The 16,538-nt window shown below is 70.8% G+C and carries 18 protein-coding genes; 9 read left to right on the top strand and 9 right to left on the bottom strand.

Going from position 1 to position 16,538, the window contains the following annotated elements; genetic code table 11:
• The first annotated feature begins 4 nt into the window (after positions 1-4).
• Positions 5-700, top strand: coding sequence for an HAD family hydrolase (locus ACYSUO_RS23900; RefSeq protein WP_461778281.1), 696 nt, complete (start codon positions 5-7; stop codon positions 698-700).
• 238 nt (positions 701-938) lie between these two features.
• The gene (locus tag ACYSUO_RS23895) at positions 939-1,655 is read left to right on the top strand and encodes a TetR/AcrR family transcriptional regulator (RefSeq protein WP_461778280.1); all 717 of its coding nucleotides are present in this window, start codon (positions 939-941) and stop codon (positions 1,653-1,655) included.
• Here ACYSUO_RS23895 and ACYSUO_RS23890 read toward each other — a convergent pair.
• Complete coding sequence (locus ACYSUO_RS23890) at positions 1,643-3,142, bottom strand: LVIVD repeat-containing protein (RefSeq protein WP_461778279.1); 1,500 nt, start codon at positions 3,140-3,142, stop codon at positions 1,643-1,645. The genes ACYSUO_RS23895 and ACYSUO_RS23890 overlap by 13 nt on opposite strands.
• A 108-nt stretch (positions 3,143-3,250) precedes the next feature.
• Between ACYSUO_RS23890 and ACYSUO_RS23885 the strand changes: the two genes are divergently transcribed.
• The 3 genes from ACYSUO_RS23885 to ACYSUO_RS23875 all read left to right on the top strand — a co-directional run bounded on the left by ACYSUO_RS23885 (position 3,251) and on the right by ACYSUO_RS23875 (position 6,795).
• Positions 3,251-3,895, top strand: a complete 645-nt coding sequence (locus ACYSUO_RS23885; protein ID WP_461778278.1) for a DUF305 domain-containing protein — start codon at positions 3,251-3,253, stop codon at positions 3,893-3,895.
• 80 nt (positions 3,896-3,975) lie between these two features.
• A complete protein-coding gene (locus tag ACYSUO_RS23880) occupies positions 3,976-5,322 on the top strand; it encodes a ferredoxin--NADP reductase domain-containing protein (protein WP_461778277.1) in 1,347 nt (448 codons plus the stop codon).
• Between the two features lie 87 nt (positions 5,323-5,409).
• Complete coding sequence (locus tag ACYSUO_RS23875) at positions 5,410-6,795, top strand: nucleobase:cation symporter-2 family protein (protein ID WP_461778276.1); 1,386 nt, start codon at positions 5,410-5,412, stop codon at positions 6,793-6,795.
• Here ACYSUO_RS23875 and ACYSUO_RS23870 read toward each other — a convergent pair.
• Complete coding sequence (locus ACYSUO_RS23870) at positions 6,715-7,089, bottom strand: ArsR/SmtB family transcription factor (protein WP_461778275.1); 375 nt, start codon at positions 7,087-7,089, stop codon at positions 6,715-6,717. The two genes, ACYSUO_RS23875 and ACYSUO_RS23870, sit on opposite strands and share 81 nt — an antisense overlap.
• 199 nt (positions 7,090-7,288) lie before the next feature.
• Here ACYSUO_RS23870 and ACYSUO_RS23865 point away from each other — a divergent pair, with 199 nt between their 5' ends.
• Positions 7,289-8,371, top strand: coding sequence for an NADH:flavin oxidoreductase/NADH oxidase (locus tag ACYSUO_RS23865; protein ID WP_461778274.1), 1,083 nt, complete (start codon positions 7,289-7,291; stop codon positions 8,369-8,371).
• 51 nt (positions 8,372-8,422) lie between these two features.
• On the opposite strand, the gene aztD is transcribed toward ACYSUO_RS23865, so the two are convergent.
• The 4 genes from aztD to aztB are packed head-to-tail and all read right to left on the bottom strand — an operon-like array spanning position 8,423 to position 12,735.
• The gene (gene aztD / locus ACYSUO_RS23860; protein ID WP_461778273.1) at positions 8,423-9,622 is read right to left on the bottom strand and encodes a zinc metallochaperone AztD; all 1,200 of its coding nucleotides are present in this window, start codon (positions 9,620-9,622) and stop codon (positions 8,423-8,425) included.
• Positions 9,623-9,656: 34 nt separating this feature from the next.
• Complete coding sequence (aztC, locus tag ACYSUO_RS23855; RefSeq protein ID WP_461778272.1) at positions 9,657-10,622, bottom strand: zinc ABC transporter substrate-binding protein AztC; 966 nt, start codon at positions 10,620-10,622, stop codon at positions 9,657-9,659.
• Positions 10,619-11,845 carry a PQQ-binding-like beta-propeller repeat protein gene (locus tag ACYSUO_RS23850; RefSeq protein WP_461778271.1) on the bottom strand — a complete coding sequence of 409 codons (1,227 nt, stop codon included), beginning with the start codon at positions 11,843-11,845 and terminating at the stop codon, positions 10,619-10,621. Before ACYSUO_RS23850 ends, aztC begins: the two co-directional genes overlap by 4 nt.
• Entirely contained in the window at positions 11,842-12,735 is an 894-nt protein-coding gene (aztB, locus tag ACYSUO_RS23845) for a zinc ABC transporter permease AztB (RefSeq protein ID WP_461778270.1), read from the bottom strand. Before aztB ends, ACYSUO_RS23850 begins: the two co-directional genes overlap by 4 nt.
• Positions 12,736-12,749: 14 nt before the next feature.
• On the opposite strand from aztB, the gene aztA reads away from it, so the two are divergent.
• Positions 12,750-13,493, top strand: a complete 744-nt coding sequence (gene aztA, locus ACYSUO_RS23840) for a zinc ABC transporter ATP-binding protein AztA (protein WP_461778269.1) — start codon at positions 12,750-12,752, stop codon at positions 13,491-13,493.
• A 15-nt stretch (positions 13,494-13,508) separates the two neighbouring features.
• On the opposite strand, the gene ACYSUO_RS23835 is transcribed toward aztA, so the two are convergent.
• Positions 13,509-14,009 (bottom strand): nuclear transport factor 2 family protein, encoded by a 501-nt coding sequence (locus ACYSUO_RS23835; RefSeq protein ID WP_461778268.1) that lies wholly within the window; start codon positions 14,007-14,009, stop codon positions 13,509-13,511.
• Positions 14,010-14,039: 30 nt separating this feature from the next.
• Complete coding sequence (locus ACYSUO_RS23830) at positions 14,040-14,852, bottom strand: helix-turn-helix domain-containing protein (protein WP_461778267.1); 813 nt, start codon at positions 14,850-14,852, stop codon at positions 14,040-14,042.
• A 118-nt stretch (positions 14,853-14,970) separates the two neighbouring features.
• On the opposite strand from ACYSUO_RS23830, the gene ACYSUO_RS23825 reads away from it, so the two are divergent.
• Positions 14,971-15,330: a nuclear transport factor 2 family protein gene (locus ACYSUO_RS23825; protein WP_461778266.1), complete on the top strand. Its 360-nt coding sequence runs from the start codon at positions 14,971-14,973 to the stop codon at positions 15,328-15,330.
• 27 nt (positions 15,331-15,357) lie between these two features.
• Positions 15,358-15,750 (top strand): hypothetical protein, encoded by a 393-nt coding sequence (locus ACYSUO_RS23820; protein WP_461778265.1) that lies wholly within the window; start codon positions 15,358-15,360, stop codon positions 15,748-15,750.
• Between the two features lie 11 nt (positions 15,751-15,761).
• On the opposite strand, the gene ACYSUO_RS23815 is transcribed toward ACYSUO_RS23820, so the two are convergent.
• Positions 15,762-16,526 (bottom strand): amino acid ABC transporter ATP-binding protein, encoded by a 765-nt coding sequence (locus tag ACYSUO_RS23815; protein ID WP_461778308.1) that lies wholly within the window; start codon positions 16,524-16,526, stop codon positions 15,762-15,764.
• Positions 16,527-16,538 lie beyond the last annotated feature (12 nt).

The raw sequence follows: 16,538 nt of genomic DNA, 5'->3' as shown, positions 1-16,538 counted from the left end.
CGGCATGACGATCAAAGCCGTGCTGTTCGACTTCTCCGGGACGCTCTTCCGCATCGAGTCCACCGAATCCTGGCTGCGCGCCGTGCTCGACGAGCGCGAACTCACGCTGCCAGACACGGAGTTCACGCGTGCGGCCGAGGGCCTGGAGGCCGCGGGGGCGTTGCCGGGCGGCAGCACGCATCCGGTGAACGTCCCCGAACACCTCGCCGAACTCGTCGCCGTCCGTGACGTCGACGCCACGCGGCACCGCGCCGCGTACACGGGCCTGGCCCGCCAGGTGCCGCTGCCCGACGAGCGGCTCTACGACGCCCTGTACGACCGGCACATGACGCCCGCCGCCTGGCGGCCCTACCCGGACACCCGCGAGGTGCTCACCGGGCTGCGCGAGCGCGGCGTCCCGGTGGCCGTGATCAGCAACATCGGCTGGGATCCGCGCCCCGTGTTCGCCGGGCACGGCCTCGACGGGTTCGTCGACGCGTACGTCCTGTCGTACCGGCACGGCGTCACGAAACCGCATCCGCGGCTGTTCACGGCGGCCTGCGAGGAGTTGGGCGTGGCGCCCGGTGACGCGCTGATGGTGGGCGACGACCGGCACGCGGACGGCGGGGCCGCGGAGCTGGGCTGCGCGGTGCACTTCGTGGACCACCTGCCGACCGGGGCCCGACCGAACGGGCTGCGACCGGTACTCGGCCTGATCTGAGCCGCCTTCACCTGACGCGACCGTACATACGCGGCCTTCCCTGACGCGGTCGCCCCTGACGCAGCGGCACCTGACACGACGGCACCTGACGCCCCCGCACATGACCCAGCCGTATTCGGACGATCCCCCGCGTCGCCCGAATACGGCCGGCCCTCCCGCGCACACCTCGCCCAACAGGCCGGTGGCCGGGAAGCGCTGAGTATAGTTGGCTCAGAGCCAGTCAACGCAGGAGTCAAGAATGTCCCCCCGCAGCGCATCGGTCAATGAGGAGTTGCGCCGACGTTCCCGCGAACGGCTCCTGCAGGCGACGTTGGAGCTCGTCGGGGAGCGCGGGTACGACGCGACGACGCTCGGCGACATCGCGGACCGCGCCCGTTCGGCGCGCGGTCTGGTCTCCTATTACTTCCCCGGGAAGCGGCAGTTGTTGCAGTCCGCCGTGCACCGGCTGATGCACCGCACGCTTGAGGAAACACTGGAGCGGGAGCCGCGGCCCGGACTGGACGACGGGGACGAGCGGCTTGCCCGCGCCATCGACGCGATTCTCGGCCTCGCCCGCGATCAACCCGTCCTCATGCGCACGCACATGGCGGGGATCCTTCAGGCCGAGGGCTTTGTGCAGTGTCCTGAGCAGCAGCGGCTCGCGGCGCTGCTGCGCGACACCGTCGTGCGGCACGGGACGCTCGACGTCGACACGGACTATCCGCTGCTGCGCGCCCTGTTGATGGGCGCCGTGTTCTCGCTCCTGGTGCCCGGCGTGCCGATGCCGATGACGGCGCTGCGCGCCGAGCTGTTCCGCCGCTACGGCCTGGAGTGGCAGTGGGGCTTCCCGCCGGACGACGAGGATGACGCGTCGTCCGACGAGGGCCCCGCTCACAGCAGACCGGCCGATTTCTCGCGGTACTTCGAGCCGCTGTCACCGGCCGTGGGCGGCGAGCGGACCAGTCAGCCGAAGTAGTCCGGCTGCGTCTGGACGTTCAGCTCACCCAGGCGGATCTTCTTCGCCGGGTCGGTGCGGGCGTCGTTGACCTTCAGGACGTCGAAGCCCTTCGCGATGTCGTTCGAGTAGATGTAGCCGTTGTAGTAGTACGCCGACCACGAACCGCCGGTCGTCATCGCGTCCGTGGTGAGCGGGCCGCGCTCGAAGTAGCCGATCTCCTTGGGCTTCGAGGAGTCCGTGAAGTCCCAGACGGAGACGCCGCCCTGGTACCAGGCCTGCACCATGAGGTCCTTGCCCTTGACCGGGATCAGCGAGCCGTTGTGCGCGACACAGTTCTCGGTGTCGGCCTGGTGGCGCGGGATCTTGAAGTAGCTCTTGAAGACGAGCTTGCGCTTGTCGCCCTTGCCGGTGATGTCGTAGATGCCGTCGGCGCCGCGGTCCGGACCGATGGCAGCGTTGCAGGTGGCCGCGCCACCGCCGCCCAACTCGTCGGTGAAGACGACCTTGTTGGCCTTCTGGTTGAAGGTCGCCGAGTGCCAGAACGCGAAGTTGACGTTGTCCTGGACCTGGTCGATGACCTTCGGGTTCTCCGGGTCGGCGATGGAGAACAGGATGCCGTCGCCCATGCAGGCGCCCGCCGCGAGGTCCTTGGAGGGCAGCACCGTGATGTCGTGGCAGCCGGTGGTCTTGGAGACGCCCGGGTTGGTGGGCGCGCCGGGGTTGCCGCCGCCGTCCGCCCCGTCACCGGGGAAGAGCACCGGGAAGTTCACCACGGCCGCCTTCTGCGGCGCCTTGCGGGGCACCTTGATGACGGAGATGCCGTCGTGCGGCGGCTTGCAGTCCGGGAACGTCGCGCTGGGCGAGTACGAGGAGACGTACACGTAGACGTTCTTCTTCTCCGGCACCAGGGTGTGCGTGTGGGAACCGCACGCGGTCTCGACGGCGGAGACGTACTTCGGGTTCGCCTTGTCGCTGATGTCGAAGACCTTCATGCCCTCCCAGGACGACTTCTCGGTCGCCGGCTGGGTGGTGGAGGCGCAGGAGTCGTCGCTGCGGGAGCTGTCCGTGGACAGGAACAGCAGGTTCCCGGAGACGGAGATGTCGTTCTGGGAGCCCGGACACAGCACCTGGGCGACCGTCTTCGGCGCCTTCGGGTTGCTGATGTCGAAGACGCGGAAGCCGTCGTAGTTCCCGGCGAAGGCGTACTTGCCCTGGAAGGCGAGGTCCGAGTTGGTCCCCGGCAGCGCTTCCTTGGGGATGTTGGTGACGTGCTGGATGTTGTCCGAGTGGACTATCTCGTCCTGGCCGGGTATGTCGCCGGCGGATATCGCCTTCTCGACCTCGGCCTCGGTGCTCTTTGAAACGCTCTTGGGGGCCGACGACTTGTCGCCCGGGTCGGGTGTCGCCGATACGGGTCCCGCGGCGAGCAGCGCCGCGAGGAGTCCGGCCGCCGCTGTGGCAACTCCCAGGCGTCTGCGTCTCGTTCGGGGGGAGTACAGGGTCACTGTTGTCTCCTAGGGTGACGGTGACTTCGCTCGTACGTGAACGATTCACGGATCTCCCCGAGTATCGTCTTCCTCATGCACAGATCAATAGCTGGCAACGCAATCGTCATGAAAGTTGCCGCCGTCGCGCTGGTGGCGGTGTCGGCGCTGGCATTGACCGCGTGCGACTCGGGGGGCTCGGACGACGCCGACAAGGCCAACTCCCCTGCGTCCGCCGGGCCTTCGGTCATCGCGCCGGGCAAGCCGGGCGACGTGGCCGAGACCCTGTCGGCCAAGGACGCCGAGCGGCGCGGGTCGGACGACACCCCGAACTCCGCCGACGTCACGTACGCGCAAATGATGATCCCGCACCACGAGCAGGCCCTGAAGATGACCGAACTGGCGCCGAAACAGGCCAAGTCGGAGAAGATCAAGAGGCTCGCCGAGCGGATCACCGCCGCGCAGGGGCCGGAGATCGAGACGATGCGCGGCTGGCTGCACAAGTACGATCGGGACACCGAGCCCAAGGGCCACCAGGCGCACGGCGCGATGCCGGGGATGGCGACGGAGTCCCAGCTGAAGAAGTTGCGGGCCGCCCGGGGCGAGGCCTTCGACGAGCTGTTCCTGAAGCTGATGATCACGCATCACCAGGGCGCCGTGACGATGGCCACGGAGGTCAAGAGCGGCGGGAACAACGTGCAGGTGGAAGAGATGGCCGACGACGTGATCGCACAGCAGACCAGCGAGATCGACCGGATGCGCGACATGTCCTGAGCACTGCCGCGCCCCCTCCCCCACCGCGCCTCCCGGTGTCATGCTGAGACACATCAGCACCCCGGCGGAGGGAGCCTCCCGTGCCGCACATCGCTGTCGTCGGCTCGGGCCCGAGCGGGGTCTACACCGCACAGGGCCTCGTGGGGCAGGGCCGCGTCCCGGACGTCCGCGTCGACGTGCTCGACCGGCTCCCCTGCCCGTACGGGCTGGTGCGCTACGGCGTCGCCCCGGACCACGAGAAGATCAAGTCGCTGCAGAACAATCTGCGGGCGGTCCTGGAGGACGAGCGGGTCCGCTTCCTCGGCGGGGTGGAGATCGGCCCCGCACTGCCGCCCGCCAAGCTCCTGGAGCTGTACGACGCGGTGGTGTACTGCGTGGGCGCGGCGGCCGACCGGCGGCTCGGCGTGCCGGGCGAGGACCTGCCGGGCAGCTGGTCGGCGACCGACTTCGTGGCCTGGTACAGCGCCCACCCGGACGCGGTCGAAAGCGGCTTCGTACAAGGCGTGCGCACGGCCGTCGCCATCGGCGTGGGCAATGTGTCGGTGGACGTGACGCGAATGCTGGCCCGCGGCGTCCCCGAGCTCCTGCCCACCGACATGCCGCGCGCCGCCCTCGACACGCTCGCCGCGAGCGAGGTCCGGGACGTGCACATGATGGGCCGGCGCGGCCCCTCGCAGGCCCGCTTCACCACGAAGGAGCTGCGCGAGCTGGGCGGCCTCCCGGGCACCGAAGTCCTCGTCGACGAGCACGAGTTGGCGCTCGACCCGCTGTACGCCGACCCGTCCGCGCTGCCCGCCGCGCAGCGGCGCAACGTGGAGGTGCTGCGCGGCTGGGCCGCCGAGCCTCCACGGGGCGCGCGCCGCCGGATCCATCTGCGGTTCTACCTGCGCCCCACCGAACTGCTGGCGGGCGACGACGGGCGGGTGGCCGGGGTCCGCTTCGAACGGACGCGGCCCGACGGGCACGGGGGCGTCACCGGCACGGGGGGCTTCGAAGAGGTCGGCGCGGAGCTGGTGCTGCGGTCGGTGGGCTATCGCGGAGTGCCCATGGAGGGCCTGCCGTTCGACGAGAGCAGCGGCACCGTGCCGCACGAGGCGGGGCGGGTGCTGCGGGATGCGCGGGTGGCGCCGGGCGAGTACGTCGCCGGGTGGATCAAGCGCGGCCCGACCGGCGTGATCGGCACCAACCGCCCCTGCGCCAAGGAGACCGTCAGCTCACTCCTGGACGATGTCGCCGCCCTCGTACGCAGCGGGGGTGCGGCGCGTGATCCGCTGAGTGGTCTGATCGCGGCCGGGGCGCGGCCCGTGCAGTGGGACGGGTGGCGGGCGATCGAGCGGGCCGAGGCGGAGTTGGGGCGGGGGCTCGGGCGGGGCTCGGTGAAGATCCCCGACTGGGAGGGTCTGTTGGGCGCGGCGCGGGGTTCGTAGACGACTCAGCGCGGTTCGGGGGCGAGGACACGTACCGGCAACACGACGGAAATCAACAAAACGTTCAAGCTCATTACGTTCTCGTGCATGACAACGCACCCCGTGGACCAGGTCCCGCCCGCGCGCCAGTTGGCGGCGTTCGGGCTGCAGCACGTTCTCGCCATGTACGCGGGAGCGGTCGCCGTGCCGCTGATCGTGGGCGGCGCGATGAAGCTGTCGCCCGCCGATCTCGCGTATCTGATCACCGCCGACCTCCTGGTGTGCGGCATCGCGACGCTCATCCAATGCATCGGCGTGTGGCGCTTCGGCATCCGGCTGCCGATCGTGCAGGGCTGTACGTTCGCGGCCGTCTCCCCGATGGTGCTGATCGGCACGACGGGCGGCGGGCTTCCGGCGATCTACGGGGCGGTGATCGTCGCGGGCCTCGCGATGATGCTGCTCGCGCCGGTCTTCGGGCGGCTGCTGCGCTTCTTCCCGCCGCTGGTCACCGGCACGGTGATCCTGATCATCGGCCTGTCACTGCTGCCCACCGCGGGCGGCTGGGCGGCCGGCGGCGAGGGCGCGAAGGACTTCGGCGACCCGAAGAACATCGGGCTCGCGGCGCTCGTCCTGGTGCTCGTGCTCGGCGTGCAGCGGTTCGCTCCGCCGGCGCTGAGCCGGGTCGCGGTGCTCGTCGGCATCGTGGTGGGCACGGCGGTGGCGATACCCACCGGCTTCACGGACTTCTCCGCGGTCGGGGAAGCGCACTGGTTCGGGATCAGCACGCCGTTCCACTTCGGCGCCCCGGAGTTCCACGGGGCGGCGATCGTGTCGATGCTGATCGTGGCCCTGGTGACGATGACCGAGACGACGGGCGACTTCATCGCGGTCGGCGAGATGACGGGCCGGCCCGTGGACCGGCGCGCGCTCGGCGACGGACTGCGCGCCGACGGCTTCTCGACCGTCCTCGGCGGCGTCTTCAACACCTTCCCGTACACGGCGTTCGCCCAGAACGTGGGCCTCGTCGGCATGACGAAGGTACGCAGCCGCTGGGTGGTCGCCGTCTCGGGCGGCATCCTGATCCTGCTCGGGCTGCTGCCGAAGCTGGGTGCGGTGGTCGCCGCCATCCCCTCTCCGGTGCTCGGCGGCGCGGGCCTGGTGATGTTCGGGACGGTCGCGGCGAGCGGCCTGCGGACCCTGGCGAAGGTGGACTTCGAGGGCAACAGCAATCTGACCGTGGTGGCCGTCTCGGTCGCCGTCGGTCTGCTCCCGGTGGGCGTGCCGACGATCTACGAGCACTTCCCCAACTGGTTCCAGACGGTGATGGACAGCGGCATCAGCGCGGGCTGCCTGACGGCGATCGCACTGAACCTGCTGTTCAACCACCTTCCGCAGAAGGCGGGTTCGGCGCCGTCAGCTCCCGCCGAGCCGGTTCTCCTGCCGGGCAGCCGCGTCGAGCACGGCGTCGAGAAGGCCGGGGAAGAGCGCGTCTAGGTCGGTCCTGCGCAGGCCGTTGAGCTTGGCGGTCCCCCGGTAGACCTGCTCGATCACGCCGGCCTCGCGCAGCACGCGGAAGTGGTGCGTGGTGGTCGACTTCGTGACGGGCAGGTCGAAGGCCGAACAGGACAGCTCCGCCTCCGCCGAGGCCGCCATCTCCCGGACGACGGCCAGGCGCATCGGGTCGGACAGCGCGTGCAGCACCGCTTCGAGCCGGATCTCCGTACGGGCGGGGTGCGCGAGCGTGCGGCCGCCGGTGGCGGTCTCGGTGTGCGGTGCTGCGGCCGTCATGGACGACTCCCCTTTGCGGTCCGTGTGGAGCGGCGTGGTGCGGATGGCTCGATGCCTGCGATGCGGGCGTCGCCTCACGGCCATTGTACGAGAACCATCGTAGTTTGACATCCGCCGTACTACGGTGGCTATCGTACTAGGGAGGTCCTCGCCGCCATCCGCGAGGCAATTCCGCGATCCACACCGAATGGAGTCCGCCGTGAGCGCACTGTTCGAGCCCTACACCCTGCGGTCCGTGACCATCCCCAACCGCGTGTGGATGCCGCCGATGTGCCAGTACAGCGCGGCTCCCGAGGGCCCGTTCACCGGCGCTCCGAACGACTGGCACTTCCAGCACTACGGGGCGCGCGCCGCGGGCGGCACCGGCCTGATCATCGTCGAGGCGACGGCCGTCTCCCCCGAGGGCCGCATCTCGCCGCAGGACCTCGGCATCTGGAACGACACCCAGGTCGAGGCCTTCCGCCGGATCACGTCGTTCCTGAAGTCGCAGAACACGGTGCCTGGAATCCAGCTTGGTCACGCCGGCCGCAAGGCGTCGACCGACCGGCCCTGGAAGGGCGGCGCGCCGGTGGGTCCGGACGCGTACGGCTGGGAGGCCGTCGCGCCCAGCCCGGTGCCCTTCGACGAGAAGCACCCGGTCCCGGCCGAGCTGTCGGTCGAGGGCATCAAGGAGATCGTCCAGCAGTTCGTCGACGCCACCCGCCGCGCCCTGGAGGCCGGTTTCGAGGTCATCGAGCTGCACGGCGCCCACGGCTACCTCATCGGCGAGTTCCTCTCCCCGCACTCCAACAAGCGCACCGACGAGTACGGCGGCTCCTACGAGAACCGCACCCGTTTCGCCCTTGAGGTCGTGGACGCGGTCCGCGAGGTGTGGCCGGAGGAGCTGCCGCTGCTGTTCCGCATCTCCGCGACCGACTGGCTGGAGGAGGGCGAGGGCTGGACCGCCGACGACACCGTCCGGTTCGCCGCCGAGCTGCAGGCCCACGGCGTGGACCTGATCGACGTGTCGACGGGCGGCAACGCCGCGGGCGTCCGCATCCCCCTCGGCCCCGGCTACCAGGTCCCCTTCGCGGCCCGTGTCCGCAACGAGGCCGGGGTGCCGGCCGCCGCGGTCGGCCTCATCACCGAGCCCGAGCAGGCCGAGAAGATCCTCGCCAACGGTGAGGCCGACGCGATCCTCGTCGGCCGCGAGCTCCTCCGCGACCCGTCCTTCGCCCGCCACGCGGCGCGCGAGCTGGGCTCCGAGAGCCACGTCCCCGACCAGTACCACCGGTCGGTCTGAGCGAGCGTCCGTACGCCCCCGCGGTCCGCCGACCGCGGGGGCGTACGCGTGTCAGTGCCCGGCCACCGTGCCGGACAGCTCATTGGTGCTCTTCGGCAGCTTCACGGACGTGACCTTCTTGCCGGTGTCCAGGTCGATGGCGTGCAGGGCCTTCTCGCCGGGGTCGGAGACGTACGCCGTGTGGTCGCGGACGAACAGTGTGGGCCGGGGCTGCTGCCAGTCCAGGGGTTCCCGCCACTCGCCGACGGCGTCGAGCTTCTTCTCGATCTTTCCGGTGGCGGGGTCGATGACGTGGATCTTTCCGTCGGTGCCCAGGACCAGCGCCTCGCCCTCCGGCCCGCGGGCCAGCGAGCGGAACGAGTAGCTGGTCCCCAGGTCGACCAGGCGGAGCTTCTTCTTCTCCGTGTCGACGAGGGAGATACGGGTGGGGCGTTCCAGCTCGGCCTCCTCGTCGGTCTTGTAGTCGCCGAGGAGGACCGGGGAGGCGTCGCTGCCGGCCTGGTTGCCGATGCGGCCGTAGTCGTCGGGGGCGTCGATCTTGGTGAAGTCGCCGTCCTTGTAGATGAGGATGCCGTCCTCGCAGCCGACGCCGATCGCCTCGCCCTTGGCGGCGGCCTCGCCGTGCACGCCGGGGCACTTCTCGTTGCGCGCGATCTCCTTGTTGTCCTTGTCGAGGACGAGCACGCCGGTGCGTGTCTCCTTGTTGCCCAGGGTGCTGAGGAGTTCACCGTTTTCCAGCTCGATGGCCACGCCGTGGTGGGCCTCGGCCGAGGCGTAGGTGCGGCCCTTGGGCTTCGTGCCGCTGCCCAGGTCGGCGGGGTCGAAGACGTTGACCTCGCCGGTGCCGTCGGTGAAGAGCGCTGTCCTGCCCGCGTGCCGGACGACGTGGCCCGGCTCCGACCCCTTGTACGCGATGTCGGTGAAGCGCTGACCGGCAGCGTCCAGGACGCGGAAGCCGCTGTCGGTGGAGACGACGACGTGGTCCTCGTCGCCCGCGGGGTTGAGGCGGTTGAAGCCGGGCAGGTCGATCGTCTTGCTGAGCTTGAGGCTCTTGCCGTCGAGTATGTAGAGGCCGCCGTCGAAACCGGCGACCAGTGGATCCTTGACCGCGGCGGCGGGTGTGGCGCCCTTGGCCTTGGACGAGGCGGTGGTGTCGTCCTCGCTCCCGCAGGCGGTCAGCACCGTGGCGAGGGCGAGGGCGCAGGCCGTTCCCCCGAGGGCTCTCCTGCGGGTTGTCGGGGTCGTGTTCACTTGTGTTCTTCCTTCCCTGTCGAACAGTCGTGGGTCAGCGGGCCGTCAGGCCCTTGGTCATCGCCGTCGTGTTGGCGCGCATCATCCGCAGGTACGTGTCCGCGCCCTCGCCCTTGGCGGTCAGCGACTCGGAGTACAGCTTCACGACCTGGACACCGCCGCCCATCTCCTTGCGCAACACCTCGGCGAGGCGGGTGGGTTGGGAGGAGTCGGCGAAGACGGTGCGGACGCCGGCCTCGTCCATGGCCTGCGTGAGGGAGCGCAGGTCGGAGGAGCTGGGCGAGGCGAGGGTGGTGCCGCTGGGGACGACGGCGCCGACGACGCGGAGGTCGAAGCGGTCGGCGAGGTAGCCGAAGACGTGGTGGTTGGTGACGATCGCGCGCCGCTTCTCTGGGACGCGCTCGAAGGACTTCTCCATCCAGGTGCTGAGCTTCGCCAACTCCTTGTCGTAGCGGTCGGCTTGGGCGCGCACCGCGCTGTCGTCGACGCCGTCGACGTGTTCGGTGATCTGGTCGGCGATGAGGTCTGCCGCCTTGCGCATGCGGTCGGGGTCGGTCCAGAAGTGCGGGTCGGCCTGGCCGTCCCCGGCGTCGTCGCCGGTGTGGAAGGTGAGCGGGTCGACGGCCTTGCCGACCTCGAAGGTGGCGACGCCGGATTCGCGGGCTGCGTCGACGTGGCGCAGCACGTTCTCCTCCAGGCCGAGGCCGTTGTGGACGACCAGGTCGGCCCGTTCGATGTCGGCGGCCTGCCGTGCGGAGAGGCCGAAGGAGTGCGGGTCGGCGTTGGGCTTCATGAGGACGGTGACCTCGGCCTGGTCGCCCGCTATCTGCCGGGTGACGTCGCCGAGGATGTTGGTGGTGACGACGATCCGGGGCCGTTCGCCCTCGGTGGTGCAGGCGGTCGCGGTGGCGGCGGCCGCCAGGGTCAACAGGCCGAGCAGCAGGCTGCGCAGCCGTGCCGTGCCCACGCGGACGCGCTTCTTCGCCTCGTCCGCGCTCATCGGCCGGTCTCCGCCATCAGAACCGGTTCGACGTCGAGGTCGAAGGTGCGGGCGATGCGCAGGTCGTCGTTGTAGTCGACCTCGAACACCCGCTTGCCGTCGGGGTCGTTGACGTAGGCGCGGCTGCGGTCGACCTCGACGACCGGGGCGTTTCGCGTGTGCGACTTCCCGGTCAGGAGCTTCTTGGTGCGGGTGGTCTCCTCGCCGGTCTTGATGTCGTAGCCGTGCAGCCTGCCGTCGGTCTCCAGGACCAGGAGCGGCGCGCCCTCCCCCGCGGTGTTGGCGGCGACGACGGGCCCGGTCTCCACCCGCGTCCAGGCGCGCTCGCCGACGTCCAGGACCCATACGGCGTCGTCCCCGGCCCGCGCGGTCAGGGTGTCGCTGCCGGGGCGCTGCCGGAACTCGGCCGCCCGCTCACCGTCCGGCACGCCCTTCTCGTAGGGGATGGACTCGGCGGTGAACTTCCCGCTCTCCTCCCGTACGAGGAGCGCCCCGCCGGCGCAGCCGAACACCACTCCGCGGCGGGTCACGGCGTCGCCCTTCGGTTCCTCGCACTCGGTGTCCGGCGCGGCGACGCGCTTGCCCTTGCGGTCGAACACGGTGAGCTTCGCGGCGTCGCCCTTGCCGGTGAGGGCCAACAGGTGCTCTTCGTAGGGGACTACGGGCCCGTTGGCCGTGCCGGGCAGCGTCCCGGTGCGCGCGATGCCGCCCTTCTCCAGCTTGCCGCGGTCGTACAGGACGGTCCGTCCGCCCTTGTCTGTCACCGCGGTCACGGCGGCGCCGCTGCGCACCAACGCGCCTTCTCCTACGGGCAGTTCCCCTACGTCGCGGATCGCCGCGCGGTAGTAGTGGACGTGGTCGCCGTGGTCCACGGTCCAGGAGCCGCCGTCGAGGACGTGGGTGGTGCCGGATGCGTGGAGGTAGCCGAAACGGCCGTCCGTGGCGAGGTCGGCGGCGCCCGTGACCTTGTCCGTCTTCGTCACCTTGCCGGTGATGAGGTCGAGGACGCGGGTGCTTCCGCTGTCGGGGTCGTTGAGGACCAGCCGGGACTGCTGCTCGGCGCCCTCCTTCGCGCCCTCCACGTAGCCGTGCGGGGCGGCGGACGGTGAACTCGCCGCGCTTTTCTGGTCGTTGTCCTCCTGCGCGGCGCAGCCCGCGGCGAGCAGGGCGGTGAGCGCCAGTGGGACCGGGACCCACTTCGCGGCGTTGGTTCGGGCGGTCAAGACATTGCCTCCGACTTCCTTCGGTCGACTTCGAGTACGGGAGTGGGCGCGGCGCTGTCGGCGGCACGGCTCGTACGGCGGTGGCGGACGCCGGAGGCGAGGTGGGACAGGAAGAAGAGACTCACCGCGAGCGCCGAGACGGTGGCTCCGGCCGCGGTACCGAGGTGCCACGACAGGAGCAGCCCGCCGAAGGTGGCGGCGGCACCGAGGAGGGCGGCGCCCACCATGACCCCGCGCACACTGCGCGCCCAGGGCAGGGCGGCCGCAGGTGGCGCGATCAGCAGGCCGAGGACGAGCAGCGTGCCCACGATGTGGAACGAGGCGACGATCGCGAGCCCAAGGAGACCGAGCAGCACGGCGTGCGCGAGCCGCGGCCGCAGGCCCAGCGTCTGGGCCTTGCGGGCGTCGAAGGTCAGAGCGAGGAAGGCCCGGTGCCCGAGGACCGAGACGACGAGCGCCAAGAACAGGGCCACCCCCAGCACGGCGAGGTCCTGCCCGCGCACCGCGAGCACATCACCGAAGAGGAATCCGGTCAGATCCACCGCGAAGGACTGCGAGCGCGACACGATGATCACGCCGAGCGACAGCATGCCGACGAACAACAGCCCGATCCCGGTATCCCGGGACAGTCGCCGGGCCCTGCCGAGAGCGGTCACCCCCGCCGTCATCACCGCTGCGCTCGCGACCGCGCCCACCATCAGGTTGCCGCCGAACAGCGCGGCCAACGCGACACCGGGCAGCAGCCCGTGGGACATGGCGTCCCCGAGGAAGGCCATCCCCCTGAGCACCACCCAGGTCCCGGCCAGTGCGCAGATCGCCGACACCAGGATTCCGCCCCACAGGGCGCGCTGCACAAAGGCCACCTCGAACGGGGCCGTCAACCACTCCATGCGAGGACAGTACAATGAAAACCATGTTCAACAAACCGACCATCGTCCCGGCCCCACGGCAGAACCGGACCACCCGCGTCCACCTCGACGGGCTGTGCGCCGGCTACCCCGGCCGCAAGGTTCTCCATCAACTGACCACCGACATACCGGAGTTGGCGAACGTCGCGCTCGTCGGGCCGAACGGCAGCGGCAAGTCCACGCTGCTCGGAGTGGTGGCCGGTGTGATCCGCCCTACATCGGGAGAAGTGCGGCACGACGGGGAACGGCGGCCGGCGTTCGTGCCGCAGCGCGGGGCCGTCGGGGACACGCTGCCCCTGACCGTGCGCCAGACGGTGGAGATGGGGCGCTGGGGCGGGCTGGGATCCTGGCGCAGGCCGTCGCGGCGGGACGTGGCGGCGGTCGACGCGGCGCTCGACCGGCTCGGCATCGGTGACCTCGCCGGGCGTCAGTTGGGCGAGCTGTCGGGCGGGCAGCGGCAGCGCACGCTGGTCGCGCAGGGGCTGGCCCAGGAGTCCGACCTGCTGCTCCTCGACGAGCCGACCACGGGGCTCGATCCGGAGGCCCGCGACAGGATCGGGGCGCTGCTCACGGAGCTCGGGGGCGAGGGCGTGACCGTCGTACAGGCGACGCACGACCTCGAGGCCGCACGGGCGGCGGATGTCTGCCTGCTGCTGCGCGACGGACACCTCGTCGGGCAGGGATCGCCCGACGAGGTGCTCACGGAGTCGGCGCTGGCGCGGGTGTGGCAGCCGGCGTGATCTGGGGTGCGCGTCTCACCGTGCCCGATCGGCGCCACCCACGTGACCCACGTGTTCGGTGGGCCCGCCGAAAGGGAGGACCAGCGTCCGGCTCGCCATGAGCCAACGGCCGTCCACCTTGCGGAAGGTGTCCTCGTAGTGGCCGACGTTCGCGGGCAGCCGGGTCGGGACGATCGTGCCGCTCGTGTAGCCGTCGACCCGGTAGGTGGCGAAGTACGTGGTGGCCGTGGCGGTGGCCGGTGTGTCGACGGTGACCAGGATGTTCGTGCACATCCGCCGGGACAGACGGTCGGCCGGGCGGCCGCCGAAGTAGGCGCGCAGGGCCTCCCTGCCCTCGATCCTCCGACTGTCGTAGGGCCACTCCCAGACGCCGTCGGGGGTGAAGAGTTCGGAGACCGTGCCCGGGTCTCCCAAGTCGAGGCGGCGCACAAGTTCCAGGATCAGTCGCTCGCAGGCGCGTTCCGCCAAGAGGCGTTCCAGTGGGTCGAGTTCGCGCGTCGTGTCTCCCTTGGTCATCCACCAGTCCTACCAAGTGGGCCCGTCCGCCTACGAGTTCTTTTCGAAGCGGCGCCGGGTCGCGTCGTCCGCCGGCAGGAACGTCTCCAGGTGCAGCCCCTCCAGGGCGGCGTCGGCGGGCGTGGTGAGCTGCGCGGAGGTGCTGAAGAAGCGCAGCGGCGCGGCGTCCGGCACGGTGAGTTCCAGCGTGAGGACGGGGCTGCCGGTCGGGGCGGTACGGGGCACGGCGGCGAGGTGCCGGGCGGTCTCCTCGGCGAGGGCGAAGTGGCGCGGGTCGTGGGTGCGTTCGGCGCGGTGGACCAGCTGGTGGTGCAGGTGGGAGGCCCACTGCGTGAAGTTGCGGATCCGCGGGGCCAGGCCCTCCTCGTGCACGCACAGCCGGATGACGTTGATCGGGGGTTCGAGGAGCCGGGGCGCGCACCCTTCGAGGAGCGCGGCCACGCCCTCGTTGGCGTCGACGACGTCCCAGTAGGTGTCCAACAGCAGCGCCGGGTACGGCATATGGGCGTCGAGGAGCCCCCGAAGGCCGTCCATGACGACCGCGAGCGAGGCGTCCGCCAGGTCCCGGTCCCGGTAGTGCGGTGCGTAACCGCCCGCGAGGAGCAGCTGGTTGCGGGCCCGCAGCGGGACGTCGAGGTGGTCGGCCAGGTGCAGGATCATCTCGGGCGTCGGGTGCGCCCTGCCGGTCTCCACGCGGCTGAGGTGCCGGGTGGAGACCGCGGAGCGGTTGGACAGCTCCTGCTGGCTGAAGCGGCGCCGTTCGCGCCAGCCGCGCAGCAGCGGTCCGACGGCGCGGGCGTCCACGGGGTCCGCCGGGGCGATGGAGTCCACGAGGGTGCTCATGAGGGCAGCGTACGGGGGCGGGGCGCGCTCTCCATGACCTCTGAGGTCATGGAGCTTCCGTCGCCGCCCGGCCACTGTGATGGACGTCAACACACCGCATCCCACCGGAGGTTCGACCATGACCGCACAGCACGCCGCCGACGCCTACCTCGCCACCTGGAACGCGCAGGGTGAGCAGCTCACGAAGCTCATCGCCGAGCACTGGGCGCCCGACGCCACCTACACCGACCCGCTGGCCGAGGTGTCGGGCCACACCGCGCTCGCCGCGCTGATCGACGGGGTGCACCAGCAGTTCCCGGGCATGGCGTTCACGGCGGTCGGTGAAGTGGACGCGCACCACCGGCAGTTGAGGTTCCAGTGGGGCCTGGGGCCCGAGGGCGGCGAGCCGCTGGTGATCGACTTCGACGTCCTGGTGCTGGACGAGGAGGGCCGGATCCGGGACGTCCGCGGCTTCCTGGACAAGGTGCCGGCGGCCTGACACCGCGTGGACGCGGGGGCCCTTAGGGTGCTCGCGAACAGCACCGACGGGCCGCTGCCCCTCGCCGCGTTCGCGGCGGTCGCCCTTTCGGCCTTCGCGGTCACGTGGTGGGGCGCCCGCTACTGGTACGCGGCGCTGCGGGAGGCCCCGGAGCCCGGCTGGTGGCCGTGGGCTCTGCCCCCGGTCACCCTCTTCGTGATCCTCGTCGTCTCCGGCGTCCGCGCACTGCCGGCCGGGAACGACGGGGGCATCGGCCTGCTGGTGATGGCCGGGCTGCTTCTCCTCCCGGGCGTCGTAGGAGGTGTGGCGGGCCTTGTCGGGCTGCGCACGCACCGGTCGCGGGCACGCCGGTCCCCCGCCCCGGTCCCGCGCGCTCCCGAGCCGCCGCGGCGGTCCTGGGGATCGATCGACCGGGGCTGAGCGCCGGTGCACTACGCCTCCGGAGTGCCGCTCGCGTCCCCCGGGTTCACGACCCGTGCGAGGAACGAACGGGTGCGTTCCTCGCGGGGGTTGCCGAGGACCTCGTCCGGGGTTCCCTCCTCGACGACCACGCCGCCGTCCATGAACACGACGCGGTCCGCGACCTCGCGGGCGAAGCCCATCTCGTGGGTGACGACCATCATCGTCATGCCCTCGTCGGCGAGCGAACGCATCACGGCGAGCACATCGCCGACGAGTTCCGGGTCGAGCGCACTGGTCGGCTCGTCGAACAGCATCAGCTCGGGGCCCATCGACAGGGCGCGGGCGATCGCGACGCGCTGCTGCTGGCCGCCGGACAGCTGGGCGGGGTAGCTGGTCTCCTTGTCGGCGAGACCGACCCGGTCGAGGTTGGCGCGCCCCGTCCGCTCCGCCTCGGCGCGGTCCCGGCCGAGGACCCGGCGCTGCGCGATGGTGAGGTTCTCCAGGACGTTCAGGTGCGGGAAGAGGTTGAACTGCTGGAAGACCATGCCGATCCGGCGGCGTACGCGGTCGATGTCGAGGTCCGGGTCCGTGAGGTCGGCGCCCGCCACCACCACCCGCCCGGACGTGGGTTCCTCCAGCAGGTTGGTGCAGCGCAGCAGGGTGGACTTGCCGGATCCCGAGGGGCCGATGACACACACCACCTCGCCGTGCGCGACGGTGAAGTCGATGCCGCGCAGCACCTCCAGGTCGCCGAAGGACTTGTGCAGTCCCTGGATCTCGATGGCCGCGGTCATGCCGGTGTCCTC

Source organism: Streptomyces sp. UC4497 (assembly GCF_054871485.1).
This window is presented reverse-complemented; position numbering and strand designations above follow the sequence as displayed.

Coding starts and splice junctions, on each gene's coding strand:
- ACYSUO_RS23900 (WP_461778281.1), top strand. CDS start 5: ATGACGATCAAAGCCGTGCTGTTCGACTTCTCCGGGACGCTCTTCCGC.
- aztC (WP_461778272.1), bottom strand. CDS start 10,622: ATGAGCGCGGACGAGGCGAAGAAGCGCGTCCGCGTGGGCACGGCACGG.
- ACYSUO_RS23830 (WP_461778267.1), bottom strand. CDS start 14,852: ATGAGCACCCTCGTGGACTCCATCGCCCCGGCGGACCCCGTGGACGCC.
- ACYSUO_RS23875 (WP_461778276.1), top strand. CDS start 5,410: ATGACAACGCACCCCGTGGACCAGGTCCCGCCCGCGCGCCAGTTGGCG.
- aztB (WP_461778270.1), bottom strand. CDS start 12,735: ATGGAGTGGTTGACGGCCCCGTTCGAGGTGGCCTTTGTGCAGCGCGCC.
- ACYSUO_RS23870 (WP_461778275.1), bottom strand. CDS start 7,089: ATGACGGCCGCAGCACCGCACACCGAGACCGCCACCGGCGGCCGCACG.
- ACYSUO_RS23825 (WP_461778266.1), top strand. CDS start 14,971: ATGACCGCACAGCACGCCGCCGACGCCTACCTCGCCACCTGGAACGCG.
- ACYSUO_RS23895 (WP_461778280.1), top strand. CDS start 939: ATGTCCCCCCGCAGCGCATCGGTCAATGAGGAGTTGCGCCGACGTTCC.
- ACYSUO_RS23885 (WP_461778278.1), top strand. CDS start 3,251: ATGAAAGTTGCCGCCGTCGCGCTGGTGGCGGTGTCGGCGCTGGCATTG.
- ACYSUO_RS23815 (WP_461778308.1), bottom strand. CDS start 16,526: ATGACCGCGGCCATCGAGATCCAGGGACTGCACAAGTCCTTCGGCGAC.
- aztA (WP_461778269.1), top strand. CDS start 12,750: ATGAAAACCATGTTCAACAAACCGACCATCGTCCCGGCCCCACGGCAG.
- ACYSUO_RS23835 (WP_461778268.1), bottom strand. CDS start 14,009: ATGACCAAGGGAGACACGACGCGCGAACTCGACCCACTGGAACGCCTC.